At 64.0% G+C, this 25,412-nt stretch carries 22 protein-coding genes; 20 read left to right on the top strand and 2 right to left on the bottom strand.

The genetic code is table 11. From position 1 onward, the window contains the following. The first annotated feature begins 125 nt into the window (after nt 1–125). From FQ755_RS25840 to FQ755_RS25865, 6 genes are all read left to right on the top strand, one after another. Nucleotides 126–1,514 carry a DUF3108 domain-containing protein gene (locus FQ755_RS25840; RefSeq protein WP_144157839.1) on the top strand — a complete coding sequence of 463 codons (1,389 nt, stop codon included), beginning with the start codon at nt 126–128 and terminating at the stop codon, nt 1,512–1,514. 221 nt (nt 1,515–1,735) lie between these two features. Beyond that, nucleotides 1,736–2,524: an alpha/beta fold hydrolase gene (locus FQ755_RS25845; RefSeq protein ID WP_144157840.1), complete on the top strand. Its 789-nt coding sequence runs from the start codon at nt 1,736–1,738 to the stop codon at nt 2,522–2,524. 117 nt (nt 2,525–2,641) lie between these two features. Beyond that, nucleotides 2,642–2,899, top strand: a complete 258-nt coding sequence (locus FQ755_RS25850; protein WP_074263200.1) for a DUF3567 domain-containing protein — start codon at nt 2,642–2,644, stop codon at nt 2,897–2,899. A gap of 286 nt (nt 2,900–3,185) precedes the next feature. Continuing rightward, a complete protein-coding gene (locus tag FQ755_RS25855) occupies nt 3,186–4,253 on the top strand; it encodes a homocysteine S-methyltransferase family protein (protein WP_144157841.1) in 1,068 nt (355 codons plus the stop codon). Continuing rightward, nucleotides 4,250–7,033, top strand: a complete 2,784-nt coding sequence (gene metH, locus FQ755_RS25860; RefSeq protein ID WP_409937677.1) for a methionine synthase — start codon at nt 4,250–4,252, stop codon at nt 7,031–7,033. Before FQ755_RS25855 ends, metH begins: the two co-directional genes overlap by 4 nt. A 184-nt stretch (nt 7,034–7,217) precedes the next feature. Beyond that, on the top strand, nt 7,218–7,421 hold the full coding sequence (locus FQ755_RS25865; protein WP_144157843.1) for an acid-shock protein: 204 nt from the start codon (nt 7,218–7,220) through the stop codon (nt 7,419–7,421). A 266-nt stretch (nt 7,422–7,687) separates the two neighbouring features. On the opposite strand, the gene FQ755_RS25870 is transcribed toward FQ755_RS25865, so the two are convergent. Beyond that, nucleotides 7,688–8,014: a DUF1840 domain-containing protein gene (locus tag FQ755_RS25870; RefSeq protein WP_144157844.1), complete on the bottom strand. Its 327-nt coding sequence runs from the start codon at nt 8,012–8,014 to the stop codon at nt 7,688–7,690. A gap of 248 nt (nt 8,015–8,262) precedes the next feature. On the opposite strand from FQ755_RS25870, the gene argS reads away from it, so the two are divergent. From argS to FQ755_RS25895, 5 genes are all read left to right on the top strand, one after another. Continuing rightward, nucleotides 8,263–10,053, top strand: a complete 1,791-nt coding sequence (gene argS, locus FQ755_RS25875; RefSeq protein ID WP_144157845.1) for an arginine--tRNA ligase — start codon at nt 8,263–8,265, stop codon at nt 10,051–10,053. Between the two features lie 61 nt (nt 10,054–10,114). After that, entirely contained in the window at nt 10,115–10,897 is a 783-nt protein-coding gene (locus tag FQ755_RS25880; protein ID WP_144157846.1) for an SPOR domain-containing protein, read from the top strand. Nucleotides 10,898–11,049: 152 nt separating this feature from the next. After that, on the top strand, nt 11,050–11,688 hold the full coding sequence (locus tag FQ755_RS25885) for a thiol:disulfide interchange protein DsbA/DsbL (RefSeq protein ID WP_144157847.1): 639 nt from the start codon (nt 11,050–11,052) through the stop codon (nt 11,686–11,688). 15 nt (nt 11,689–11,703) lie between these two features. Beyond that, nucleotides 11,704–12,474 (top strand): SDR family oxidoreductase, encoded by a 771-nt coding sequence (locus tag FQ755_RS25890; protein WP_144157848.1) that lies wholly within the window; start codon nt 11,704–11,706, stop codon nt 12,472–12,474. A gap of 239 nt (nt 12,475–12,713) precedes the next feature. Then, nucleotides 12,714–14,309, top strand: coding sequence for an ABC transporter substrate-binding protein (locus FQ755_RS25895; RefSeq protein WP_144157849.1), 1,596 nt, complete (start codon nt 12,714–12,716; stop codon nt 14,307–14,309). Here the strand turns inward: FQ755_RS25895 and FQ755_RS25900 are convergent. Next, nucleotides 14,287–15,375 (bottom strand): MBL fold metallo-hydrolase, encoded by a 1,089-nt coding sequence (locus tag FQ755_RS25900; protein ID WP_144157850.1) that lies wholly within the window; start codon nt 15,373–15,375, stop codon nt 14,287–14,289. The two genes, FQ755_RS25895 and FQ755_RS25900, sit on opposite strands and share 23 nt — an antisense overlap. A 167-nt stretch (nt 15,376–15,542) precedes the next feature. On the opposite strand from FQ755_RS25900, the gene FQ755_RS25905 reads away from it, so the two are divergent. The 9 genes from FQ755_RS25905 (at nt 15,543) to bioD (ending at nt 25,398) form a co-directional block, all read left to right on the top strand. Beyond that, the gene (locus FQ755_RS25905) at nt 15,543–15,947 is read left to right on the top strand and encodes a MerR family transcriptional regulator (RefSeq protein ID WP_144157851.1); all 405 of its coding nucleotides are present in this window, start codon (nt 15,543–15,545) and stop codon (nt 15,945–15,947) included. 43 nt (nt 15,948–15,990) lie between these two features. Beyond that, nucleotides 15,991–16,767, top strand: a complete 777-nt coding sequence (gene can, locus FQ755_RS25910; RefSeq protein ID WP_144157852.1) for a carbonate dehydratase — start codon at nt 15,991–15,993, stop codon at nt 16,765–16,767. Next, entirely contained in the window at nt 16,760–17,965 is a 1,206-nt protein-coding gene (locus tag FQ755_RS25915) for an acetyl-CoA C-acetyltransferase (RefSeq protein WP_144157853.1), read from the top strand. The genes can and FQ755_RS25915 overlap by 8 nt, the downstream gene beginning before the upstream one ends. A gap of 58 nt (nt 17,966–18,023) precedes the next feature. Beyond that, nucleotides 18,024–18,701, top strand: a complete 678-nt coding sequence (locus tag FQ755_RS25920) for an SDR family oxidoreductase (RefSeq protein WP_144157854.1) — start codon at nt 18,024–18,026, stop codon at nt 18,699–18,701. Nucleotides 18,702–18,730: 29 nt separating this feature from the next. Next, on the top strand, nt 18,731–19,183 hold the full coding sequence (locus tag FQ755_RS25925; RefSeq protein ID WP_144157855.1) for a YchJ family protein: 453 nt from the start codon (nt 18,731–18,733) through the stop codon (nt 19,181–19,183). Between the two features lie 630 nt (nt 19,184–19,813). Further along, on the top strand, nt 19,814–21,109 hold the full coding sequence (locus FQ755_RS25930; protein ID WP_144157856.1) for a dienelactone hydrolase family protein: 1,296 nt from the start codon (nt 19,814–19,816) through the stop codon (nt 21,107–21,109). A 1,018-nt stretch (nt 21,110–22,127) separates the two neighbouring features. Next, nucleotides 22,128–23,498, top strand: a complete 1,371-nt coding sequence (bioA, locus tag FQ755_RS25940; protein WP_144157858.1) for an adenosylmethionine--8-amino-7-oxononanoate transaminase — start codon at nt 22,128–22,130, stop codon at nt 23,496–23,498. Beyond that, nucleotides 23,498–24,682: an 8-amino-7-oxononanoate synthase gene (bioF, locus tag FQ755_RS25945; RefSeq protein WP_144157930.1), complete on the top strand. Its 1,185-nt coding sequence runs from the start codon at nt 23,498–23,500 to the stop codon at nt 24,680–24,682. Before bioA ends, bioF begins: the two co-directional genes overlap by 1 nt. Next, nucleotides 24,679–25,398, top strand: a complete 720-nt coding sequence (gene bioD / locus FQ755_RS25950; RefSeq protein WP_144157859.1) for a dethiobiotin synthase — start codon at nt 24,679–24,681, stop codon at nt 25,396–25,398. The genes bioF and bioD overlap by 4 nt, the downstream gene beginning before the upstream one ends. Nucleotides 25,399–25,412 lie beyond the last annotated feature (14 nt).

Here is a 25,412-nt window from a genome sequence, read left to right on the forward strand (position 1 = left end):
CGGAACATCGGCGGCGGCCCGGCGGTCGAACCCGTTCGCCGCGCCAGTGCACCGTGTCCGCGCAGGCCTTCGTCTGACGCACCGCATTAGCCAACTTTTTTGATCCGCCCGAAGCCTTCTGCCCGATGTCGTACCCATCCGCCGTCAGCCGTTCCGATCCCGCCCAGCCTCGGGCGACGCAACAGCGTCCGCGCGTGTGGCGCTGGCTCGTCGTGCTCGCGGTGGTGCTTTGCCTGCATTGGGTCGCCGCGCAGTGGGTGGAACGCAATCGCGCGACCTTCACGTCCGGGAATCCGGCGCACGTACCGGTGCAGATCGCGCTGCTGACGCCCGAGCGAATCGAACGCAATCCGGATCAAACCGCGGCACGGCCGGCGGCTGAACCGCGCGAGCATGCAGCCACGGCCACCGTCAGCAAGCCGCGCGAGCATGTACTGACTTCTACGCGTTCTGCCGCCGCGTCGGCTGTCGCGGCGCCTGCCCCGGCATCTGCTGCCGAGGCCGCTTCCGACGCTGCGGGCGCGGCGGCGGCTGCATCCGCTTCGGTTAACGCTTCAGCCGCCGCCAGCGCCGCCGTCGCGGCAAGCGCGCCAGCCCCGGCCGCGCACGCCGCGCCCGGCGTGAAATTCTCCGTGCCGCCATCGGGCGATCTGCAGTTCGACACGTTCTATAACGGCGTGCGCAATCAGCCCGGCACCATCCACTGGTCGAGCGACGGCAAGACCTACGACATGGTCGTATCGGTACCCGTGCCGTTCGTCGGCACGTTCAGCTATTCGAGCCATGGCCATGTCGACGCATTCGGCCTCGCGCCCGATCAGTACATCGAAAAACGCGGCCATCGCGCCGAAGACGTGGCGATCTTCAACCGCACCACCAGGCAGATCGCCTTCACGAAAACACCCGCGACCCTCCCGCTCACCGATGGCGCACAAGACCGTTTCAGCATGGTGATGCAACTGGCAAGCCTCGTGCGCGGCGATCCGAATGCCTACAAGCCGGGCGTCACGCGTCAGTTTTTCGTCGTGGACAACGACAGCGGCGAAATCTGGCCGATTGAAACGATCGGCGACGAAACGATCCGCACCCAACAGGGCTATATCAACACGCGTCATTTCATGCGCCTGCCGCGCCACGCCGGCGACCAGCGGCGCATCGACGTGTGGCTCGCGCCGGCGCTCGGCTGGCTGCCCGCGCGAATCCTGCAGACCGAGCCGAACGGCACCGAAGTGCAACTCGTCTGGAGCGGGCCGCTCACGGCCCCGAGCGGCAATGGCGCAGGCTCTGCTGCTGCGACTTCGTCTGACAACCCGGCCGCCAGCCAGGCGCCTGGCACCGCTGACGCCGCCGGCACGCCCAATCCCGGCACAACCGCAGCACCCGCCGATGCGTCCGCGCCCCCCGCGACCGGCCCCGCCGATGCAACCCCCGCGTCGCCCGCAAGCCCCGCCGTGCCGCCCGCCCCCGAGTCCGATCCGGCCCCTGCCTCTGCGACAACCCCAACCCAACCATAAAATCGAGCACCCACTCGACGCCCCATCGAAACTTCCGTTCCCGATTCGACTCGCACCAAAAGCGGCGTCGTTCGTCTGCACGAACGGAAACACGCGATGGGAACATGACTTGCTGCGCGCATTGACCACGGCGCAACAGTGCTGCGAGCAAAGCACCGTTTATTGCAGAAACGACGCACGCCACACCGCCCTGCCACCGCATGACCTCTGAAGGAGCCTGCATGCAAGTGACCATCAACGGTATCGACACGCGCTATGTTCTGAGCAACGAAGGCGGCGGCCCCTGGCTGACCTTCATCCATCAACTGGGCGGCGACCTGTCCGTATGGGACCAGCTCGCCGGCTACTTCCGCGACGACTTCACCGTGTTGCGCTACGACGTGCGCGGCCATGGACACACCGCCGTGCCTGAAAAACCGTTCAGCGTCGCGGATCTCTCCCACGACCTCGCCGCGCTGCTCGAGGCGCTCGGCGCCCCGCATACGCATCTGGTGGGCATGTCGATGGGCGGCATGATCGCCCAGCAGTTCGCGCTCGACCATCCGTCGCGCGTCGATACACTCACCCTGGCCGATACGGGCGCCGGCACCGTCCCGGAGCACCGCGCCATCTGGGATCAGCGCGCGGCCGCCGCGCGTCGCGAGGGCATGGCCTCGCTCGTCCCTGCGACATTGGACCGCTGGTTGACGCCCGATTTCCAGGCGGCCCATCCCGAAGCCGTCGAACCGATCCGCGAGGTCCTGCTGCACACGCCGCCCGAAGGCTACGCGCTCGCCTGCGAGGCATTGCGGGATTTCAACCTGCATGACCATCTGAGCGGGATTCGTCTGCCTACGCTGGCGGTTGCGGGCCGCCACGACACAGGTACGCCACCTGCTGCAACAGAATTCATCGCGAAATCGATTCAGGGCGCACAATACGAACTGCTGGATGCGGCACATCTGGCACCGATCGAACAGTCTCACCGTTTTGCTGCGCTGCTTGAAACGTTTCTCGAAGCACGGGTCTAACGTGAAGGTCCGGATTTTTACCAGCGTCACTCCGGACCCACCCCTTGAATTCCACACCATACGCTCCACCTATGGCGCAGGAATGGCCAGGAGCCAACGGAAATAAGGAGTGTCGCCATGCAAATGATCTACAACAGCCCCAACTATTGTGTCGTCGAGTTCCCGCCGCAGGACGGTCCCCTCGCCATGAAGTCAGGTGGTTACGAGATCGTTGACAAGAACATGCAACGCGAGATCTACATCGATGGCGCAATGGCGGCACGCTTTCGCGAGCACGTCACCAAGCTGATCGAAGAAGAACCGTCGCTTGACGAAGTCGACGAATTCCTCGGCCAGTTCGACAGCCTGATGCATCAACCGGTGATTCTCCACTAACACACGCACGCCACGGCGACACGTACTAGAAACCCCCGTCCGGCTTGCCGGCGGGGGTTTTTGTTTGCTCGGCGCCCGCTTTCGCGACGCGCGTTCGTGAGCGCAATGGGCGGCAGCATCGTGACGGGACGCGGCGAGACGGCATGTTTTACCGCTTTCGGCCCTCGCCGCCGCTGCCCACGGTCCATACACGCCCTGTTATCGCGCGCTCCCGGCCGGCGAGGCCGTCGCGCAGCGGCTACAATGACAGGTTTCCTGAAAAAACTGGCGCAAGCCCACTTCTGCCATGAACCAGCCCGCCCCCACCGTCAGTTCAGCCCGTCACGCCGCCTATACGCGCGGCGCGACGCTGCCCGCGCTGTTGCAATCGCGCATCCTGATTCTGGATGGGGCAATGGGCACGATGATCCAGCGTTACAAGCTCGATGAAGCCCGCTATCGCGGCGAGCGCTTCAAAGACTATGGCCGCGACATCAAAGGCAACAATGAACTGTTGTCGATCACGCAGCCGCAGATCATCAGCGAGATCCACGAGCAGTACCTGGCGGCGGGCGCCGACATCATTGAAACCAACACGTTCGGCGCAACCACCGTCGCTCAGGCCGACTACGGGATGGAAGAGCTTGCCGTCGAGATGAACCTCGAATCGGCGAAGCTCGCGCGCGCGGCCTGCGACAAATACTCGACGCCCGACAAGCCGCGCTTCGTCGCGGGCGCCATCGGACCGACGCCGAAGACGGCCAGCATTTCGCCCGACGTGAACGATCCGGGCGCGCGCAACGTGACCTTCGACGAACTGCGAGCTGCCTACTACGAGCAGGCCAAGGCACTGCTCGACGGCGGCGCGGACCTGTTCCTCGTCGAAACGATTTTCGACACGCTGAACGCCAAGGCGGCCCTGTTCGCGCTCGACGAATTGTTCGAGGACACCGGTGAACGTCTGCCGATCATGATCTCGGGCACCGTCACCGATGCATCGGGCCGCATTCTGTCCGGGCAAACGGTGGAGGCGTTCTGGAACTCGCTGCGTCACGCGAAACCGCTTACCTTCGGCCTGAACTGCGCGCTGGGCGCGGCGCTGATGCGTCCGTACATTGCGGAGCTGGCCAAGCTGTGCGACACCTACGTGTCGTGCTATCCGAACGCGGGCCTGCCCAATCCGATGAGCGATACGGGCTTCGATGAATTGCCCGCGGATACATCAGGGCTCCTGAAAGAGTTTGCCGAAGCTGGGCTCGTGAATATTGCGGGCGGATGTTGCGGCACGACCCCGGAGCATATTGCGGCGATTGCGAAAGCGGTGGCCGAAATCAAGCCCCGCAAATGGCCGAACCAGTACCGCGACGCGGCTTGAGCAGTACCGCCGCCCGCTACCGTTACAGTAAAAGACGCACGCAACCGAACCGCACACACGCCATGACCGATCACACCATGCGCCTTGCCGGCCTCGAGCCGTTCAACGTCACATCCGGGACGCTTTTCATTAACGTCGGTGAGCGCACCAACGTGACCGGCTCGAAGGCGTTCGCCCGCATGATCCTGAACGACCAGTTCGACGACGCCATCGCGGTCGCGCGTCAGCAGGTCGAAAACGGCGCACAGATCATCGACGTCAACATGGACGAGGCCATGCTCGATTCGAAAGCGGCGATGGTCCGCTTCATGAATCTGATCGCGTCCGAGCCGGACATCGCGCGCGTGCCGATCATGATCGACTCGTCGAAGTGGGAAGTGATCGAAGCGGGTCTGAAGTGCGTGCAGGGCAAGGCGATCGTCAACTCCATCTCGCTGAAAGAAGGCGAAGAAGCATTCCGTCATCACGCAAACCTGATCCGCCGTTATGGCGCCGCAGCCGTCGTGATGGCCTTCGACGAAAAAGGCCAGGCCGACACCTACGAGCGCAAGACCGAAATCTGCAAGCGCTCGTATGACTTCCTCGTCAACGAAGTGGGCTTCCCGCCCGAAGACATCATCTTCGACCCGAATATCTTCGCCGTTGCAACCGGTATCGAAGAGCACAACAACTACGCGGTCGACTTCATCAATGCCACGCGCTGGATCAAGGAAAACCTGCCTTACGCGAAGATCAGTGGCGGCGTGTCGAACGTGTCGTTCTCGTTTCGCGGCAACGATCCGGTGCGCGAAGCGATCCACACCGTGTTCCTCTACCACGCGATCCAGGCGGGGATGGACATGGGCATCGTCAACGCCGGCCAGCTCGGCGTGTATGCCGACCTCGATCCGGAACTGCGCGAGCGCGTGGAAGACGTGGTGCTGAATCGCCGCGACGACGCCACCGACCGCCTGCTCGAAATCGCCGACAAGTTCAAAACCGGCGCGGCGAAAAAGGAAGAGAACCTCGAGTGGCGCAACCAGCCGGTCGAGAAGCGCCTCTCGCATGCGCTGGTGCATGGCATCACCAACTTCATCGTCGAGGACACCGAAGAAGTTCGCGCGCGGATCGCCGCTGAAGGCGGCCGGCCGATCAACGTGATCGAAGGTCCGTTGATGGACGGCATGAACATCGTCGGCGATCTGTTCGGCCAGGGCAAGATGTTCCTGCCGCAGGTGGTGAAGTCGGCGCGCGTCATGAAGCAGGCCGTCGCGCATCTGATCCCGTACATCGAAGAAGAAAAGAAGCTGATGGCTGAAGCCGGCGCCGACGTGCGCGCCAAGGGCAAGATCGTCATCGCCACCGTCAAGGGCGACGTGCACGACATCGGCAAGAACATCGTCTCGGTGGTGCTTCAGTGCAATAACTTCGAAGTCGTCAACATGGGCGTGATGGTCCCGTGCAACGACATCCTCGCCAAAGCGAAGGTCGAAGGGGCGGACATCATCGGGCTGTCCGGCCTGATCACGCCGAGCCTCGAAGAAATGGCCTATGTCGCCTCGGAAATGCAGCGCGACGACTACTTCCGCATCAAGAAGATTCCGCTGCTGATCGGCGGCGCCACCACCTCGCGCGTGCATACGGCCGTGAAGATCGCGCCGCACTACGAAGGGCCGGTGGTGTACGTGCCGGATGCGTCGCGCTCGGTCTCGGTGGCCTCCAGCCTGCTCTCCGACGAGGGCGCGACGAAGTACCTGGACGAGCTGAAGTCCGACTACGAACGCATCCGCGAACAGCACGCCAACAAGAAGGCGCAGCCCATGGTCACGCTTGCCGAAGCGCGCGCCAACAAGACGAAGATCGACTGGGCGAACTACCAGCCGGTCAAGCCGAAGTTCATCGGCCGGCGCGTCTTCAAGAATTTCGACCTCAACGAGCTGGCGAACTATATCGACTGGGCGCCGTTCTTCCAGACCTGGGATCTGGCCGGCCCCTATCCCGCGATTCTCAACGACGAGATCGTCGGCGAATCGGCGCGGCGCGTGTTCTCGGACGGCAAGTCGATGCTCGCGCGTCTGATCCAGGGCCGCTGGCTGCAGGCCAACGGCGTGCTCGTCATGCTGCCGGCCAACACCGTCAACGACGACGACATCGAAATCTACACGGACGAAGCGCGCTCGCAAGTCGCGCTGACGTGGCGCAATCTGCGCCAGCAAAGCGTGCGGCCGGTGGTGGACGGCGTGATGCGGCCGAACCGGTCGCTTGCCGATTTCATCGCGCCGAAGGAGTCGGGCGTCGCGGACTATATCGGCATGTTCGCGGTCACGGCGGGCCTGGGCGTCGACGCGAAGGAAAAGCAGTTCGAAAAAGATCACGACGACTACAGCGCGATCATGCTGAAGGCGCTCGCCGACCGCTTCGCCGAAGCCTTCGCCGAAGCGCTGCATGCGCGCGTGCGGCGCGACCTGTGGGGCTACGCGTCGAACGAAACGCTCTCCAACGACGACCTGATCGGCGAAAAGTATCGCGGCATTCGTCCGGCGCCCGGCTACCCGGCCTGTCCGGATCACCTCGTGAAACGCGATATGTTCGAGGTGCTCCGCGCGGACGAGATCGGCATGAGCGTCACGGAATCGCTCGCCATGCTGCCCGCGGCCAGCGTCTCCGGCTTCTATCTGGCGCATCCGGACAGCACCTATTTCTCGGTCGGCAAGATCGGCCAGGATCAGCTGGAAGACTATGCGCAGCGGATGGCGCTGTCGAAGCAGGACGCCGAGCGGGCGCTCGCGCCACTGTTATAAGCGGCGGCGCCGGAATACCGCCCGGACGGGGCGTCGACCGGCCCCCCACTATATTGAAAACGTAAGGCTGAATATTTCAAGCAGGCGGGTTTTCGGCTTTGTAGACTGCAAGCGCTTTACCTGCCAGACGCGGCCATAAAACGCGTCGGCTCAACTACTTGCAACCGTCAACGGAGAAACTCGCATGAAAAAGCTGACGTTGGTTTTGGCTGGTCTTTCGCTTGCAGCCGGTACTTCGGTCGCCTTCGCCCAGACGGCCGCTCCGGCCGGGAGCAGTTCGGTCAGTTCTTACTCGCCGCCGACCCAGAAGCACGTCAAGAAGCCTAAAAAAGCGAAGATGAAAAAGGGTGCTTCGGCGCCCGCGGCTGCGGCGGCGGCCAGCCAGTAAGTTCGCGACGCGCCGGTCGGCGCTCCAGATGGCGGGCGCGCCGGCCGTGCTTCGTACTTCCCGCCGGAACGCGCCGTCCGCTGCCCGGACAATTGCACCCACATCCGCCTTATGCAGCCGCATAAAAGACAAGAGCCCGCTTCGAGCGGGCTCTTGTCTTTGGTCATCCTGATACGTGAGGCGGCGTTGCGCGAGGCGTGCGGTCTGGTCTGAGGAAAGCCGCCCGGCTACCGCGCCGCGCCATTCCGGGCGCAGGTAGACCGCGCTCAGACGCCCCACATGATATCCGCGCCGTCCTTCTGCGCCGCACGCAGCATGTCGAGGAACGGAAACGCGCGTTGCGCAAGGCCAATCGGAATCTCGTGATGATCGTGGCCGTCTTCGCCTTCGTGGAAGTGGCCGTCGTGTTCGGCGCGCTCCTGTTTATCCGAACTGATCGCCGATTCCAGCTTGGTAATCGCCTCGCCGAGTTCGTCGTGCATGATGACTCCACGCTCGCCAAGGCGTTTGCCGACGATGCCGACCAGATACTGCGCCAGGTTTTCCAGCATCACCACATCCGGAGCGGCGCGGCACTTGAAAGTAATCAGCATGACTGTTCCCTTTTATCTTGTTGGATTACGCGCCGACAGCCGTGGAACAACCGTCTGCGCGGGCTTCGTTGACTCGCTCGCACGAGGCGGCGGCCACGGCCCTTGGTGGGCATCTCATTGGACATATTAGCACCTGCTAAAATCCGTCCTGACGGAAAAGCGCGCCGCGTCAGGCTGGATCGCGGACCGCACGGCCCATCGCGGCCGCTCCCGTTTCACCGCACTGCCTCACTGGACTCGCAACAAGCATGCTGCCCGCACACAAACAGACACTCGAATCACTGCTCGCCGACACCGTGCAGCAGGTCGTAGAGGCAACCCAAGGCGCCGCCGAAGCCGCCTTTGTCAGCCCCGCCATCACGCTGGAGCGCCCGAAAGTCGCTGCCCACGGCGACATCGCCTGCAACGTGGCCATGCAACTGGCCAAGCCGCTGCGCGCCAATCCGCGCCAGCTCGCCCAGCAGATCGTCGATGCCCTCACCGCCAATCCGCAGGCTCAGGGCCTCGTGCAAAGTGCCGAAGTAGCCGGCCCCGGCTTCATCAACCTGCGCCTCGCGCCCGCTGCCAAGCAGGCGGTGATCGGCGCCGTGTTCGCGGAAAAGGAAGCCTTCGGCCGCTCGCAACGCGACACCGGCAAGCACGTGCTGGTCGAATTCGTCTCGGCCAACCCCACCGGTCCGCTGCACGTCGGCCATGGACGCCAGGCGGCATTGGGCGACGCACTCTCGAACGTGCTCGCTTCGCAAGGCTACGACGTGCATCGTGAGTTCTACTACAACGATGCCGGCGTGCAGATCCATACGCTGGCCGTCTCCACCCAGGCGCGCGCACGGGGTCTCAAGCCGGGTGACGCGGGCTGGCCGGAATCGGCCTACAACGGCGACTACATCGCCGACATCGCGCGCGACTATATGAATGGCGAGACCGTCGCCGCGAAAGATGTCGATGCGGTCAAGGGCGAAGGCGACGTCGAGAACCTCGACGCCATCCGCCGCTTTGCTGTGGCGTATCTGCGTCACGAGCAGGACATGGACCTGCAGGCTTTCGGCGTGAAGTTCGATCAGTATTACCTCGAATCGTCGCTGTACTCGGAAGGCCGCGTCGAAAAGACGGTGGCCGCGCTGATCGCCGCGGGCAAGACCTATGAGCAGGAAGGCGCGCTGTGGCTGCGCACCACGGACGACGGCGACGACAAAGACCGCGTGATGCGCAAGACCGACGGCACCTACACCTACTTCGTGCCGGACGTCGCCTATCACGTCGCCAAGTGGGAACGCGGCTTCACCAAGGTCATCAACGTGCAGGGCTCGGACCACCACGGCACCATCGCGCGGGTGCGCGCCGGCCTGCAGGGCTTGGGCATCGGCATTCCGAAGGGCTATCCCGACTACATCCTGCACAAGATGGTCACGGTGATGCGCGATGGCCAGGAAGTGAAAATCTCCAAGCGCGCGGGCAGTTATGTGACTGTGCGCGATCTGATCGAATGGTCGGGCGGCGCCACGCTGGGCTCGGAGACATCGCCGGAGCTGCTCGACGAAGCGACGATCCGCCGCGGCCGCGACGCCGTGCGCTTCTTCCTGATCTCCCGCAAGGCGGATACGGAATTCGTCTTCGACATCGACCTCGCGCTCAAGCAGAACGACGAAAATCCGGTGCATTACGTGCAGTACGCGCACGCCCGCATCTGCTCGGTCATCAACGAAGCGAAGACGCGCTACAGCACCGACGAGGCGATCCTGCCCAAGGTGGACGTGTCGCTGCTCACCAGCGAGCGCGCCATGGCGCTGCTGCAAAAGCTGGCGGAATTCCCCGACATGCTGCAGCACGCCGCCGACGAACTCGCGCCGCACGCGGTCGCCTTCTATCTGCGTGACCTCGCGGGCGAATTCCACTCGTTCTACAATGACAAGGCCGAACGCGTCCTGGTCGACGACGAAGCGCAGCGCAACGCGCGCGTCGCCCTGCTCGCCGCCACGCGCCAGGTGCTGGCAAACGGCCTTGCGACGATCGGCGTCTCTGCTCCCGAAAAGATGTAAGTCCTCCGGCACGACATGCATGCGGCCGTCGTTATAATCGACGGCCGTTCCAGGATTCTTTTTGCAGGTGATTTATACGATGGCAAAACCACGCCGCACAACGAAGCAGTCGAAGCAAACCGGGGGCACTTTTCTCGGCATCGTACTGGGCCTGATTGTCGGCCTGGCAATCGCGGTAGTGGTGGCGCTATATATCACCCGGGCGCCTACGCCGTTTGTCGCCAAAGTGGCGCCGCCCGCCGCGTCCGACACCAGCGCGAGCGAAGCGCAATACGATCCGAACCGTCCGCTGCAAGGCAAGACGCCGGGCCAGGCGGTGCCGCAGGCCGCTCAACCCGCACCGCCGAACACCGCGCCGCAGGGTCAAACGCAGGGCCAGCCGGGTCTGCTGCAGGAACCTGAGATCGTCGAAGTGCCGCCGGCCAGTTCGTCCAGCGCGAACGGCGTCGCGGTCGCGCCGCAGCCGGCACAGGATAACGCCGCGTCCGGCACGGTGAAGAAGCCGCCGCAGGCCACCAGCGCGCCAGCCGGCACGACGGCGGCCAACGCGGCGTCGAATGCCGCCAAACCGGGCTCGGGTGCAGCGCCGTCGGCGGCTGACGCGAACAGCGGCTACTTCCTCCAGGTAGGCGCGTACAAGACCTCCGCGGATGCCGAGCAGCAACGCGCACGCCTCGCCTTCCAGGGTTTCGAATCGAAGGTGACGCAGCGCGATGCCGGCGGCGTGACGTACTATCGCGTGCGCATCGGGCCGTTCTCGAAGTTCGAGGACATGAATTCGGCACGTCAGCGTCTGTCCGACGCCGGCGTCGACACCGCCGTGATCCGCTTTACCAAGCAGTAATACGCCGTCATACGCGGCACGCTGAACCTCGGCGTGCCGCGCGAGTCTCAAGCACGGCAGAGGCCTGCCGCCACACACTCATAACGGTGACAGCCATGCGTTTCACTGCAACGCCACGCCACCGTTATTCCGCCTAATTGGGTCCCCTCGACATGAAAAAACTGCTGAGCATTCTCTTCCTTTCACTCGGCCTCGTCAGCGCGGCCGTAGAGGCATCGCCGGCTGCGCCCGTCGCCGGCAAGGACTACACCGTCCTGTCGCAACCGCAGCCCATCGACGTACCCGCAGGCAAGATCGAAGTCACCGAATTCTTCTGGTATGGCTGCCCGCACTGCAACGAATTCAACCCGTACCTCGAAACATGGATCAAGAAGCAAAGTCCGGACGTCGTGTTCAAGCGCGTGCCGGTAGCCTTCCGCGACGACTTCATCCCGCATTCGAAGATGTACCACGCGCTCGACGCGCTCGGGCTCGCAGAAAAGCTCACGCCGGTCGTCTTCAACGAAATCCACGTCAACAAGGACTATCTGCTGACGCCGGAAGACCAGCAGAAATTCCTCGCCAAGAACGGCGTGGATCCGAAGAAGTACATGGACGCGTACAACTCGTTCTCGACGCAAAGCGAGATCCAGCGCGACAAGAAGCTGCTCGACGACTACAAGATCGACGGCGTGCCGACGCTGGCCGTGCAGGGCAAGTATGAAACCGGCCCCGCCGCGACGAACAGCCTGCCCGGCACGCTGCAGGTGCTCGACTATCTGGTCGCCCAGATCCGCGCGAAGAAGATGTAAGGCCCCGGCGCCGGTATGAGCACCCCTCTGAAGGTTTTCATCACCGGCGCATCGAGCGGCATCGGTCTCGCGCTCGCCGCCGAATATGCACGGCGCGGCGCGATTCTCGGCCTCGTCGCCCGTCGCGGCGACGCGCTCGCCAGCTTCAGACAGTCCCATCCCCAGCATTCCATCTCGATCTATCCCGTCGACGTTCGCGACGCGGATGCACTGGCGGCCGCCGCCGCGCAGTTCATCGAAGCCCACGGCTGCCCCGACATCGTCATTGCCAATGCGGGCATCAGCCGAGGCGCGGTCACCGGCCACGGCGACCTGCACGCTTTTCGCGAAGTCATGGACGTCAACTACTTCGGCATGGTCGCCACCTTCGAGCCGTTCGCGGCAGCCATGATGGCGGCGCGCAAGGGCGCGCTGGTCGGCCTGGCGAGCGTGGCCGGCGTGCGCGGCTTGCCGGGCTCTGGCGCGTACAGCGCCTCGAAGGCTGCCGCATTCAAGTATCTCGAAGCCTTACGCGTCGAGATGCGGCCCAAGGGCGTCGACGTGGTGACGATCGCGCCCGGCTATATCCGCACGCCGATGACCGCGCACAATCCGTATCCCATGCCGTTCCTGATGGATGCCGACCGCTTCGCCGCCAAGGTGGCCGATGCAATCGGGCGCGGCCAGTCGTTTGCGATCTATCCGTGGCAGATGCGCGTGGTGGCCATGCTGTTGCATGTGCTGCCGCGCTGGATCTACGACCGCGCCTTCGAGAAAGCACCGCGCAAGCCGCGCACGGCCGATTGACGTCGCCGCCTTGAGACGGGTTGCGATCCGTTAAGGCATTCAGCGCATCGACCGCGTGCAGAAAACCGTTTCCATATGGATATGCCGATTCGTTTGTTGTCGGCACAACCACCCTTCGCTAAGCTGCGCGCTGGCGGGATCGCGCGGGCATGCCCTGCGCCGGCCCCGAAAACGTATCACAATAAAGCCGGTGGTCCGCGCGGGCCGTTTGCGTGCCCGCGCCTGTTAAGGGAGATCCTATGCGCATTAAATTGCCCGTCGCCGTCGTTGCCGCTCTACTCGCCGCAGCGCCTGCGCTCGCATTGGCCAAACCGCTGGTCGTTTGTACCGAATCGAGCCCGGACGGTTTCGACGTGGTGCAGTTCAACTCGCTCGTCACGACGAATGCCTCGGCGGATGTGATTTTCAACCCGCTGGTCGCGTATGACGAAGCCGCGAAGAAGGCGGTGCCGGCGCTCGCGCAAAGCTGGGACGTGAGCCCCGACGGCCTCACCTACACCTTCCATCTGCGTCCCAATGTGCAGTTCCAGACCACCGACTACTTCAAGCCCACCCATGCGCTGAATGCCGACGACGTGGTCTTCAGCTTCACGCGCATGCTCGACGACAGCAATCCGTGGCACAAGGTGACGGGCGCGAGCGGCTTCCCGCATGCGCAATCGATGGGTCTGCCCAAGCTGATCAAGTCGGTCTCGAAGGTCGACGACAACACGGTCAAGTTCGAACTGAACCAGCCGGACGCGACGTTCATCTCCATTCTCACGATGGGCTTCGCCTCGATCTATTCCGCCGAATACGCCGACCAGTTGCTCAAGGCAGGCAAGCAGGTCGACCTGAACGCCAAGCCGATCGGCACCGGCCCGTTCGTGCTGAAGAGCTACACGAAAGACGCCGTGATTCGCTACGACGTCAACCCGACATACTGGGGCGCCAAGCCGAAGATCGACCGCCTGATCTACGCGATCACGCCGGACGCCACGGTGCGGGCCCAGAAGGTGAAGACCGGCGAATGCCAGATCGCGCTTTCGCCGAAGCCGCAGGATATCGCCGACGCCAGGACCGACAAGTCGCTCGCGGTGGTGCAGACGCCCGCCTTCATGACCGCGTTCGTCGCGCTCAACACGGAAAAAAAGCCGCTCGACAACCAGAAGGTGCGCGCCGCGCTAAACATGGCGTTCGACCGCACGACGTATCTGAAGACCGTGTTCGACAACACCGCGACGGCGGCAGTGAATCCGTATCCGCCGAACACGTGGAGCTACAACAAGTCGGTCAAGCCGTGGCCGTATGATCCGGCGAAGGCGAAGAGCCTGTTGGCCGAAGCCGGTTTCCCGAACGGCTTCTCGACCACCGTCTGGGTTCGTCCGACCGGCAGCGTGCTCAATCCGAATCCGAAAGCCGGCGCCGAACTGCTACAGGCCGATTTTGCGAAGATCGGCGTGAAGGCCGACGTGAAGGTGATCGAGTGGGGCGAGCTGATCAAGGAGGCCAAGCAAGGTCAGCATGATTCGCTGTTCATGGGCTGGGCCGGGGACAACGGCGATCCGGACAACTTCCTGTCGCCGCTGTTCAGCTGCAACGCGGTGAAGTCGGGCATCAACTTCGCGCGCTTCTGCGACGCCGATCTGGACAAGCTGATTGCCGAAGGCAAGGCCACGCCGGATCAGGCCAAACGCGCCAAGGCGTATGAAGCCGCGCAGCAGATCATTCACGATCAGGCGCTGTGGATTCCGCTCGGTTATCCGACCGCGGCGGCCATCACGCGCACCAACGTGAGCGGCTATCACGTCAGTCCGTTCGGGCGACAGAACTTTACGACGGTGACGGTGCAGTAGGCGCGAACCGGATCACCCCGTCGGCGTCCTCGCTGCGCTGCAATTCGCCCGCGAGCCACAGCAGATGCAAATGGGCGAGCGCCTCGCCCATCGCAAACGTCAACTGATGGACGTCGAGTTGCCGCTTGAACATGAGCGGCACGATGTCCGCCGCGCTGCGCGGTTTCTCGGCGCACGCCTCGCGCACTTCGGCGAGGCGCGCGTCGTGATGCTCGCGCAATTGCGCGATGCGCGTGCGGACCCCGCGAAACGGCTTGCCATGCGACGGCAGCACGAGCGTATCCTCCGCCATCGTCTCGTAGCGGCCAAGCGATTCCAGATACAGCGCAAGCGGGCTGCCCTCGGGCTCCATGTCGAACACCGACACGTTGGTGGAGATGCGCGGCAACACCATATCGCCGGAAATCAGCACGCCGTCCGCTTCGTTATGCAGCGCGCAGTGCTCCGGCGAGTGGCCGTATCCCGTCACGACACGCCAGCGCTTGCCGCCGATCACGACATCCTGACCTTCACGCAGGCGCCGATACTGGCCCGGCACGGCCGGCACGAGATTCGAGTAGTAGTTCGTGCGATTGCGCAGCTTGTCGAGCGACACCTCGTCGGTCAGGCCGTGCCGGGCGAAGTGCCGCGCGGCGCCCGCGCCGCCGGCGGTCGAGCCGTCGCCGGCCGCCATCACGCGGGCCTGCATGTATTCGCCAAGCGTCATCCAGAGCCGGACGTTCCAGCGCTGCTTCTCGCCGCCCGTGCAGACCCAGTGCGCAAGACCCACGTGATCCGGATGACAATGCGTGACGATCACGCGCAGCACCGGCAAGCCCTCCAATGCCGTGTCGAAGACCTGCTCCCAGTTCGCCTTGATCGTGTCCGAAGCGATGCCGCAATCGACCACCGTCCAGCCCTTCTGGCCGTCGATTTCATCGCGCATCAGCCACAGGTTGATGTGATCGAGCGCGAACGGCAGCGGCATGCGCAGCCAGAACACGCCGGGCGTCACTTCGAACGCGTGGCCGGGTTCCGGCAGGGTGTCCTTGAACGGGTAGTCGAGTTGGTGTTCGAGAGCATTCATGGTGAGGGTTTCCTGCGCCGGTCTCGCGGCGGTCTTGTTGCCTGGCGCGTGGCGGGGTGGTCACTTCACCGCCGCGCGCCACGGTTGCGCTTTGCTCAAGTTGACGATAACGTAAACGTCGATTCTATCGTCCAATCGGTTTTTCTGCCCGGCTACGGGACGTCCCAATGAACACGCAATACACCATCACCGAGCTCGCGCGTGAATTCGACGTCACGCCGCGCGCGATTCGTTTCTACGAAGACCAGGGTTTACTCTCACCGAGCCGGGAAGGGTCGAGCGGCTTGCGGCGCGTGTATTCGGGTCGTGACCGCACCCGCCTGAAGCTGACGCTACGCGGCAAGCGGCTCGGCTTCACGCTGTCGGAGATCCGCGACCTGCTCGACCTGTACGAATCGCCGACAGACACCGCGCCGCAATTGCACGCCTTCCTCGCCACGGTGACGCGGCACCGCGAGGTGCTCGAACGTCAGCTCGAAGACCTGAACGCCACGCTCGAAGATCTCGCGCAATACGAAGCCCAGGCGCGCGCGCTGCTCGAAAGCGGCGCGCGCGAGCCGCATGCCCTGTAAAGACACCGACCCGTCCAACGGTCCAGTAACCACCTGAAGCACCATGAACTCAAACGCCTCTGCCCTGCCCAACCCGCTCGCCCATCTGTTCGACAACAACGACAAGTGGGTGACCCGCAAACTGTCCGAGGATCCCGAGTATTTCTCGCGGCTCGCTCATCAGCAGACGCCGGAATATCTGTGGATCGGCTGCTCGGATTCGCGCGTGCCGGCTAACCAGATCATCGGGCTGCCGCCGGGCGAAGTATTCGTGCACAGAAACATCGCCAATGTCGTCGTGCATACGGACCTGAACTGCCTCTCGGTGATCCAGTTCGCGGTCGACCTGCTGAAGGTCAAGCACATCATGGTGGTCGGCCATTACGGCTGCTCCGGTGTCGCCGCGGCGCTGCATGGCCGGCGCGTGGGACTCGCGGATAACTGGCTGCATCACGTGCAGGACGTGCGCACCAAGCATGCCGCGCTGCTCGAGGGATGGCCGATGGGCGAAGCGCGGCATCGGCGCCTCGTGGAACTGAACACCATCGAACAAGTCGTCAACGTATGCCGGACAACCATCGTCAACGACGCGTGGGCGCGCGGCCAGGAACTGACGGTGCATGGCTGGGCTTACGGCGTGCACGACGGCAAGGTGCGCAATCTGGGCATGATGATCGGCGAGCCCGGCATGCTCGACGAAACGTATGCGCGCTGTGTGGCCGCCGTGTCGGCGAGCGGCGCGCACAGAACAGACAACGACGTGGTCGCGGCCGATGCGGCCCGGCTCGGCGACGTGCCGGCCGTCGTGGAAGGTGTGATCAAGGAGCTAAAACATGAGTGAGACAAAGTACAACACCCCGGCCGATCCGGTCGTGATCGTCGCGGCCGCCCGTACTCCAATGGCCGCATTTCAGGGCGATTTCGCCACGCTCACGGCACCGCAACTCGGCGCCATCGCGATCGAGGCCGCCGTGCAGCGCGCGGGCCTCAAGCCCGAACAGGTGGATGAAGTCGTGATGGGCTGCGTGCTGCCGGCCGGTCTGGGCCAGGCGCCGGCGCGCCAGGCGGCGCTCGGCGCAGGTCTGCCGTTGAGCACGGGCAGCACCACCGTGAACAAGATGTGCGGCTCCGGCATGCGTGCGGCGATGTTCGCGCACGACATGCTGGCCGCGGGCTCGGTGGATGTGATGGTCGCCGGCGGCATGGAGAGCATGACCAACGCGCCCTACCTGCTGCCCAAGGCACGCAACGGCATGCGCATGGGTCACGGCCAGGTGATCGACCACATGTTCTACGACGGTCTCGAAGACGCTTACGAAAAGGGCCGTCTGATGGGCACGTTCGCCGAAGAATGCGCGGCATCGTTCGACTTCACGCGTGAGGCGCAGGACGCTTTCGCGGTGGAATCGCTCAAGCGCGCCAAGCGTGCCAACGAAGACGGCTCGTTCGCGTGGGAGATCACGCCGGTCAAGGTGGAAAGCCGCAAAGGCGACGTCACCATCGAACGTGACGAACAGCCGTTCAAGGCCAACCTCGAAAAGATCGCCACGCTCAAGCCGGCTTTCAGCAAAACCGGCACGGTGACGGCGGCGAATTCGTCCTCGATTTCAGATGGCGCGGCAGCGCTCATGATGATGCGCGAATCGACCGCGAAGCAACTCGGCGTGACACCGCTCGCACGCGTGGTCGGTCATTCGACCTTCGCGCAGGAACCCGCGAAGTTCACCACGGCGCCGGTCGGCGCGATCCGCAAGCTGTTCGAGAAGAACGGCTGGCGCGCGGACGAGGTGGATCTCTATGAGGTGAACGAAGCATTTGCCGTGGTCACGATGGCCGCGATGAAGGAACATCATTTGCCGCATGAGAAGGTCAATGTGAACGGCGGCGCGTGCGCGCTCGGTCATCCGATCGGCGCATCCGGCGCGCGCATTCTCGTGACGCTGATCGGCGCGCTAAAACATCGCGGACTGAAACGCGGTGTCGCGACGCTGTGCATCGGCGGTGGCGAAGCGACGGCGATGGGGATCGAACTGGTGTGAAGCGTGCGAGGCGTGCGCGGGTCGCGCGCACGCGTGCTGCAAATCATGAGGTAGACGTATGAAGACAGTGTTGATTGTGGGAGCGTCGCGCGGCCTCGGCCGTGAGTTTGCCCGGCAGTACAAACAGTCCGGCTGGCGGGTGCTCGCCACCGCGCGCGACGAGACGTCGCTCGATGCCCTCAAGGCCCTCGGCGCCGAGACGTTTTCGCTCGACGTCACCTCGCAGACGGAAATCGCCGCGCTCGGCTGGAAGCTCGATGGCGAACGGCTCGATGCCGCGATTGTGGTGTCGGGCGTCTACGGTCCGCGCACCGAGAGCATCGAGACGGTCACCGCCGAAGATTTCGACACGGTGATGGTGACCAACGTGCGCGGCCCGATGCAACTGCTGCCGATCCTGCTGCCGCTCGTCGAGGATGCTGGCGGCGTGCTCGCGGTGCTGTCGAGCAAGATGGGCAGCATCGCCGAGGCGACCGGCACGACGGGCTGGCTGTATCGCGTGAGCAAGGCGGCGCTGAACGACGCGCTGAAAATCGCCTCCTTGCAGACGCGGCGGGCAGCCTGCGTCGCGCTACATCCGGGCTGGGTCCGCACCGACATGGGCGGCCCGCAGGCCGCCATCGATCCGGAGCGCAGCGTGCACGGCATGCGCGAGGTGTTGACGCATGCCGCGGCGGCGCACGAATCGTTTAACGGCCGCTTCTTTCAATACGACGGCACCGCGCTCGACTGGTAACCCACTCACGCGGTCCGAACCGAAATTCAATGAACTCCATATCGTTGACAACCCAACGACCGTCCGAATGCCCTTGCGGCGGCGCGGCGCCGAATCTGCGCAGCGGTGCGAAGCCGCCGCGCTTCGCGGATTGCTGCGGCCCTTACATCGACGCAGGCAAGGCCGCGCCCACGGCGCTCGAATTGATGCGCTCGCGCTATAGCGCCTATGTGCTCGGCGCGAACGACTATCTGCGCGCCACGTGGGCGCCGCCAACCCGTCCGGCGGATATCGACGCGGACCCCGCCGCACCCGACGCACCGAAATGGCTAGGTCTGCAAATTAAACGCTTCGCCGCGCAGGACGACACCCACGCGGAAGTCGAATTCGTCGCACGATACAAAGTCGGCGGACGAGCCCATCGCCTGCACGAGCTGAGCCGCTTCGTGCGCGGCGACGACGGCCGCTGGCGCTATCTCGACGGCGACGTCAGCGAGAGCTGAGCCTCGCGTTATCGACGCCACGCGCGGTAATAAGCCGAAAGACTTCGGTGCCGCCGCCATACGCTGTCATGCGTCATGTCACAAACGCGGTCAGTGCATTAATTGCACCGTCACGTATCCCCTTCAGAATCGCGCCGGCATGGGTGTTGGCTCTGTGCCACATTGGCCGCGTCGGTCATTTCTCCCGCTCTCCACGCGACGCGCTGCATACGCGGCGATTGCGCGCATCGGTGACGTGTCGAGCACTACGAATTTATTCGTCGCGGGTTCTCCTTAATTGCACAAAGACAAATTGTCGTGCCAGGATCGGCCTGTAGGTTTTGTAGCGGCACGTTGTGAGAGCGCGGTCCAAACCGTCCCCGCAAAAGATGAACAGAAGCAACGCCAGCGCGTCATCCGGCGAATTTGCCTGCTGTGCATCGTGTGCTGCTCACCATCGGCGCGTGGGGTCGCGTCGGCCAGCAGTGTGGGTTATCCCGGGCGATCTCGATCCGCGTGTGTGCGCTTGGCGCGCAACGCACGCGAGTGTCTTTTTGTGCCGCAAATATTTCCGAAAGGCGATTGTCAGCGGAATGCAATGAGACAGCAGAGGGTGCAGGTTAAAGACGTACTTCAAGGTGGGTGCTGCGAATGGGTTGCAGAAAATTTCTGACGATCGGTGCGATGGTATGTGCATGGGCGGGATATGCCGTGTCGTTCGCACACGCCGATCCGCTTGCCGATTCGCAAGGTGGCCCGCTTACGCGCGCAGAAATTCCCCGCATCGCTCTCGACGACGACACTTACCTGCCCGCGGCCGGCCTCAACCAGCAGGTCATCCGCGTACCGGTGGACGCCGCCGGCACCATCACGCTCGAAACCACCATTTACAAGCCGGACGGTCCGGGCCCATTCCCGATGATCGTCTTCAATCACGGCAAGATGCCGGGCGACCCGCGCATGCAGGCGCGCAGCGACCCGCTGCCGTTCGCGCGCGAGTTCGTGCGGCGCGGCTACGTGGTGGTCGCCCCGAACCGCCAGGGTTTCGGACAATCGGGCGGCACTTACGAGCAGGACGGCTGCGATGTTCTGCGCAACGGCCTGGGCCAGGCAGGCGATGTCGCGGCGACGGTGGCGTTCATGTCGAAGCAGCCTTATGTCGACGCGCAGCACATCGTGGTGGCGGGTACGTCGCACGGCGGCCTCGCGACGATCGCGTATGGCGTCGAAGCCGCGCCGGGCGTGCGGGCGCTGATCAATTTCTCGGGCGGCTTGCGGCAGGACGCCTGCACCGACTGGCAGGGCAATCTCACCAATGCGTTTGGCACCTATGGCGAAAAGACGAGCGTGCCGTCGCTGTGGCTGTATGGCGATAACGATTCGATCTGGTCACAGCCGCTGGTGGCGAGCATGTACGCGGCGTATTCGGCGCATGGCGCAAATGCCAAGATGGTGGACTTCGGCATCTACAAGAACGACGCCCACCGCCTGGTAGGCGACCGCGACGGCGTGCGCGTCTGGTGGCCGGCAGTCGAGGCCTTCCTCGCGCGCGTGGGAATGCCGACGGGCGTGCAATACCGCGTCGCGGATCCGGCGCCGCCCAAGGCGAGCGGCTTTGCGGCTTTGGATGCGGTGACCTCGGTGCCTTTCGTCGACGAGGCGGGGCGGGCTGGATATCGCAACTTTTTGCATCAGTATCCTAGCCGGGCCTTTGCCGTTTCCGATTCGGGCGCGTGGTCGTGGGCGGAGGGCGGCGACGATCCGATGTCGGTTGCCGTGGCCAATTGCCAGAAACAGAGTTCGGACCCTTGCCGGTTGTATGCCGTGAATGACGCAGTCGTTTGGAAGGATTCTTCTTCGCAGACGGCTAGTGCTGGGGGGGCTGTTGGCTCCGCCGGTGGGAAGGGTGGGGAGGATAAGCAAGGGGCATTGGCTAGTCGGGAGTGATGGGGGTTTCTTTGTTTTTTTGCCTGCGGCGGCTTGGTTGTTGTTGTTCTGGATGCTTTGGTCTTTCCTTCCATTCTTCTTTGGCCTTTCCTTCTATTATTCGTTGGCCTTTCCTTGCAGTCTTATTGGTTTGCTTGCGTTGCCCCTGTGCGGGGCGGCACTTACTTTCTTTGCCGCCGCAAAGAAAGTAAGCAAAGAAAGCGGGCTGCAACCGCTAGCCCGTAGTGAGCCATCCCGGTCTGCAACAGGGAACGGCCCAAGACGAGATGTCCTCTCGCACCATCACCTCCTAATGACACAGGGCTCATCCGCTCCAGCGTCGCGCTGCGCGCCCCGCCGTTTGGCATGACTCCTCCTGCATATTCTGCAGGATACCTAATGTCTTTTTTGCAGCCCAACCCGTCTCACCCCCCGGCCCCGCCTTCCCCTGCAAACCCAACCGCGACGCACGCAGTGCGGAGTGGGATGAATGAGCCCTTTGTCACGAGCGGGGGAGTTGCGAGGGATGGTCTCGTCTCGGACCACTCCGGGATCAGGCAAGTGGTGGACACCTACTGGCTAGCGGTTGCAGCCCGCTTTCTTTGCTTACTTTCTTTGCGGCGGCAAAGAAAGTAAGTGCCGCCCCGCACAGGGGCATCGCTAGCAAACCAATAACAATGCAAGGAAAGGCCAAAACATCCAGAACAACAACAACCCGCCGCAGGCAAAAAACCCACCCCACCCCCAAAGATTTTTCCCACCCCCCCATGACTTTACCGTCGCCAACTCCCCCCATTTCCCCCGATCTATCCCAAACAGCAATCACCTGCAGAGAACCACGCCAAACCCCATCCCCGAAGGGAAAAACCACCCCCTCAGCGGGTAGTGCACGAACAGAAAGAAAGCGCTAATCTCGACCCCTCCGCAGCCAGCCTGCCCGCATTCCGCCCGTGGAGGACAAAAAAGCCCCCGATCAGCGTAGAAAAAGTGGCACACGTGCAGCGCGAGACAAAAAGCGCCGCCCCGTACCGGAGTAGTTTTGAACACCACACCAGCAACCGAAGCGACACCCGCAAGCACCGACGACTGGGTCGCCCGCAGCCTGCGTGCCGTTTGGCACCCCTGCACCCAGATGAAACACCACGAGCGTCTGCCGCTCATTCCCATCGCCCGCGGCTCCGGTCCATGGCTCTATGATCGCGCCGGGCATCGCTATCTGGATGCCATCAGCTCCTGGTGGGTCAACCTGTTCGGCCACGCCAACCCCCGCATCAACGCGGCGCTGAAGGATCAGCTCGACACGCTCGAACACGCCATGCTCGCCGGTTGCACGCACGAACCCGCCGTCGAACTCGCCGAGCGGCTCGCCGCTCTCACGCAGCGCACGCTCGGCCATGCTTTCTTTGCCTCGGATGGCGCCTCTGCCGTCGAGATCGCGCTGAAAATGAGCTTCCATTCGTGGCGCAATCGTGGTTTCGGCGACAAGCAGGAATTCGTCTGCATTGCTAACAGTTACCATGGCGAGACGATCGGTGCGCTTGGTGTCACGGATGTCGCCCTGTTCAAGGACGCCTACGATCCGTTGATTCGCCATGCACACGTCGCGGCGTCGCCCGATGCGCGCAACGCGGCGCCAGGCGAAACCGCAGCCGATGTCGCGCGTCGCGCCCTCGATGCCGTGCGCGCCCTGTTCGAGGCACGCAGCAGCAAGATCGCCGCGCTCATCGTCGAGCCGCTCGTGCAATGTGCCACCGGCATGGCCATGCACGATGCGTCGTATATCGCCGGCTTGCGCGCGCTATGCGATCAATATGGCGTGCATCTGATCGCCGATGAAATCGCCGTCGGTTGCGGCCGCACCGGTACGTTCTTCGCCTGCGAGCAAGCCGGCATCTGGCCCGACTTCCTGTGTCTGTCGAAAGGCATCAGCGGCGGCTATCTGCCGCTTTCCATCGTGCTGTCGCGCGATGAAATCTTCGCCGCGTTCTACGACGACGACACCACGCGCGGTTTCCTGCACTCGCATTCGTACACCGGCAATCCGCTCGCCTGCCGCGCCGCGCTCGCGACGCTCGATCTGTTCGCAAGCGACAACGTGCTCGCCGTCAACGCGCGGAAGTCGGCCACGCTGCGCGCGGCGCTCGCCCCGCTCGCCGAACATCCGCAGGTGCGTAATCTGCGTCAGTGCGGCACGATCTTCGCGTTCGATGCCGTCATCGACGAGGCACAACAGGCCAGGACGTTCTCGCGCCGTTTCTTCGAAAACGCCTTGCAGCGAGAACTGCTGCTGCGGCCGATCTCGACCACGGTGTATCTGATGCCGCCGTATATTCTCGACGACGCGGAACTCGCCCTACTGGCAACCCGCACACGCGAGACCTTCGACGCCACACTCGCGGAGGCCGCATGATGCCGTTGCTCGAAAGCCTTCAACAAGGCCTCGCGGATCTCGACGCACAGGGCCTGCGCCGCCGTCGCCGCATAGCCGACACACCGTGCGCCGCGCACATGACGGTCGATGGCCGCGAGATGATCGGCTTCGCCAGCAACGACTACCTCGGGCTCGCCGCGCATCCGCTGCTGGTTGCCGCCATTGCCGAAGGCGCGCGTCGTTATGGCGCCGGCAGTGGCGGTTCGCATCTGCTGGGTGGCCATTCGCGCGCGCATGCGCAACTCGAGGACGATCTCGCCAGCTTTGCAGGCGGCTTCGTCGATGCCCCGCGCGCCCTGTACTTCAGCACCGGCTACATGGCGAATCTCGCGACGCTTACCGCGCTCGCCGGCCGTGGCGCCACGCTGTTCTCGGATGCCCTGAACCACGCCTCGCTGATCGACGGTGCGCGGCTCTCGCGCGCCGACGTGCAGGTCTACCCGCACGCCGACACCGAAGCCTTGAGCGCGATGCTGGAAGCGTCGGACTCCGAAGTAAAGCTGATCGTCTCCGATACCGTGTTCAGCATGGATGGCGACGTCGCCCCGCTGCCGCGTCTGCTCGAACTCGCGGAGCGGCACGGCGCGTGGCTGATTCTCGACGACGCGCACGGCTTTGGCGTGCTCGGCCCGCAGGGCCGCGGCGCCATTGCGCATGAGGCGCTGCGCTCGCCGCATCTGATTTCGATCGGCACGCTGGGCAAGGCGGCGGGTGTGTCCGGCGCGTTCGTCGTGGCGCATGAAACCGTGATCGAATGGCTGGTGCAGCGCGCCCGTCCGTACATCTTCACCACGGCCTCGGTGCCCGCTGCGGCGCATGCCGTGTCGGCGAGCCTGCGCATCATCGGCGGCGACGAAGGCGATGCGCGGCGCGCTCATCTGCAGCAACTGATCGAACGCACCCGCACGATGCTCAAGGCCACGCCGTGGCTGCCGGTCGATTCGCACACCGCCGTGCAGCCGCTCATCATCGGCGCGAACGACGCCACGCTGCGGATTGCCGCGACGCTCGATCGTGCCGGGCTCTGGGTGCCGGCAATCCGTCCGCCGACCGTTCCGGCCGGCACGTCACGGCTGCGCATCTCGCTGTCGGCCGCGCATTCGCAAGCGGATCTGGATCGTCTCGAAGCCGGCCTGCAGCAACTCGGCAAGGAGGCCGCATGACGTCACCGCTTTCGCTGTTCGTCACTGGCACGGATACGGAAATCGGCAAGACGCTGGTGTCGTCGGCGCTGCTGCGCGGCTTCACGCGCGCAGGACTGCGCGCCGCCGCGATGAAGCCGATCGCCGCCGGCGCCTTCGAAGTGGATGGCGTCTGGCACAACGAAGACGCAGACCAGCTCGACGCCGCCTCCAGCGTGCTGCTGCCGCCGGCGCTGCGCACACCATATCTGCTGAAGGCGCCCGCCGCGCCGCATATCGTCGCGGCGGAGGAACACGTCACGCTCGATATCGGCCATATCGTCGATTGCCATGCGCAGGCGCTTAAGCTCGCGGATATGGTCGTCGTCGAAGGAGTCGGCGGTTTTCGCGTGCCGCTCACCGATACGCAGGACACCGCCGATCTCGCGCTCGCCCTGAATCTGCCGGTCGTGCTGGTGGTAGGCATGCGGCTCGGTTGCATCAGCCATGCGTTGCTGAGCGCCGAGGCGATCGCCGCTCGCGGCCTGCAACTGGCGGGCTGGGTGGCGAACCGTGTCGATCCGGACATGGGCTACGCGGACGAAAACATTGCCGCCATCCGCAGCCGGCTCAAGCAGCAGTACGACGCGCCGCTGCTCGGCATCGTGCCGCACATGCGTCCCGTTTCCGCGGACGCGGCGGCGGATTGCCTCGACATCAACGCCCTATTGCAGACGTTGCGCGCGGCGCAACGCTAACTCACTTCATCTCC

It is taken from the genome of Paraburkholderia sp. BCC1885 (genome assembly GCF_900996235.1).
Lineage (GTDB): Bacteria > Pseudomonadota > Gammaproteobacteria > Burkholderiales > Burkholderiaceae > Paraburkholderia.

Excerpts from the sequence above, each read along its gene's own strand:
- FQ755_RS25840 (WP_144157839.1), top strand. The coding sequence starts at position 126 with ATGTCGTACCCATCCGCCGTCAGCCGTTCCGATCCCGCCCAGCCTCGG.
- FQ755_RS25845 (WP_144157840.1), top strand. The coding sequence starts at position 1,736 with ATGCAAGTGACCATCAACGGTATCGACACGCGCTATGTTCTGAGCAAC.
- FQ755_RS25850 (WP_074263200.1), top strand. The coding sequence starts at position 2,642 with ATGCAAATGATCTACAACAGCCCCAACTATTGTGTCGTCGAGTTCCCG.
- FQ755_RS25855 (WP_144157841.1), top strand. The coding sequence starts at position 3,186 with ATGAACCAGCCCGCCCCCACCGTCAGTTCAGCCCGTCACGCCGCCTAT.
- FQ755_RS25865 (WP_144157843.1), top strand. The coding sequence starts at position 7,218 with ATGAAAAAGCTGACGTTGGTTTTGGCTGGTCTTTCGCTTGCAGCCGGT.
- FQ755_RS25870 (WP_144157844.1), bottom strand. The coding sequence starts at position 8,014 with ATGCTGATTACTTTCAAGTGCCGCGCCGCTCCGGATGTGGTGATGCTG.
- argS (WP_144157845.1), top strand. The coding sequence starts at position 8,263 with ATGCTGCCCGCACACAAACAGACACTCGAATCACTGCTCGCCGACACC.
- FQ755_RS25885 (WP_144157847.1), top strand. The coding sequence starts at position 11,050 with ATGAAAAAACTGCTGAGCATTCTCTTCCTTTCACTCGGCCTCGTCAGC.
- FQ755_RS25890 (WP_144157848.1), top strand. The coding sequence starts at position 11,704 with ATGAGCACCCCTCTGAAGGTTTTCATCACCGGCGCATCGAGCGGCATC.
- FQ755_RS25895 (WP_144157849.1), top strand. The coding sequence starts at position 12,714 with ATGCGCATTAAATTGCCCGTCGCCGTCGTTGCCGCTCTACTCGCCGCA.
- FQ755_RS25900 (WP_144157850.1), bottom strand. The coding sequence starts at position 15,375 with ATGAATGCTCTCGAACACCAACTCGACTACCCGTTCAAGGACACCCTG.
- FQ755_RS25905 (WP_144157851.1), top strand. The coding sequence starts at position 15,543 with ATGAACACGCAATACACCATCACCGAGCTCGCGCGTGAATTCGACGTC.
- can (WP_144157852.1), top strand. The coding sequence starts at position 15,991 with ATGAACTCAAACGCCTCTGCCCTGCCCAACCCGCTCGCCCATCTGTTC.
- FQ755_RS25915 (WP_144157853.1), top strand. The coding sequence starts at position 16,760 with ATGAGTGAGACAAAGTACAACACCCCGGCCGATCCGGTCGTGATCGTC.
- FQ755_RS25920 (WP_144157854.1), top strand. The coding sequence starts at position 18,024 with ATGAAGACAGTGTTGATTGTGGGAGCGTCGCGCGGCCTCGGCCGTGAG.
- FQ755_RS25925 (WP_144157855.1), top strand. The coding sequence starts at position 18,731 with ATGAACTCCATATCGTTGACAACCCAACGACCGTCCGAATGCCCTTGC.
- FQ755_RS25930 (WP_144157856.1), top strand. The coding sequence starts at position 19,814 with ATGGGTTGCAGAAAATTTCTGACGATCGGTGCGATGGTATGTGCATGG.
- bioF (WP_144157930.1), top strand. The coding sequence starts at position 23,498 with ATGCCGTTGCTCGAAAGCCTTCAACAAGGCCTCGCGGATCTCGACGCA.
- bioD (WP_144157859.1), top strand. The coding sequence starts at position 24,679 with ATGACGTCACCGCTTTCGCTGTTCGTCACTGGCACGGATACGGAAATC.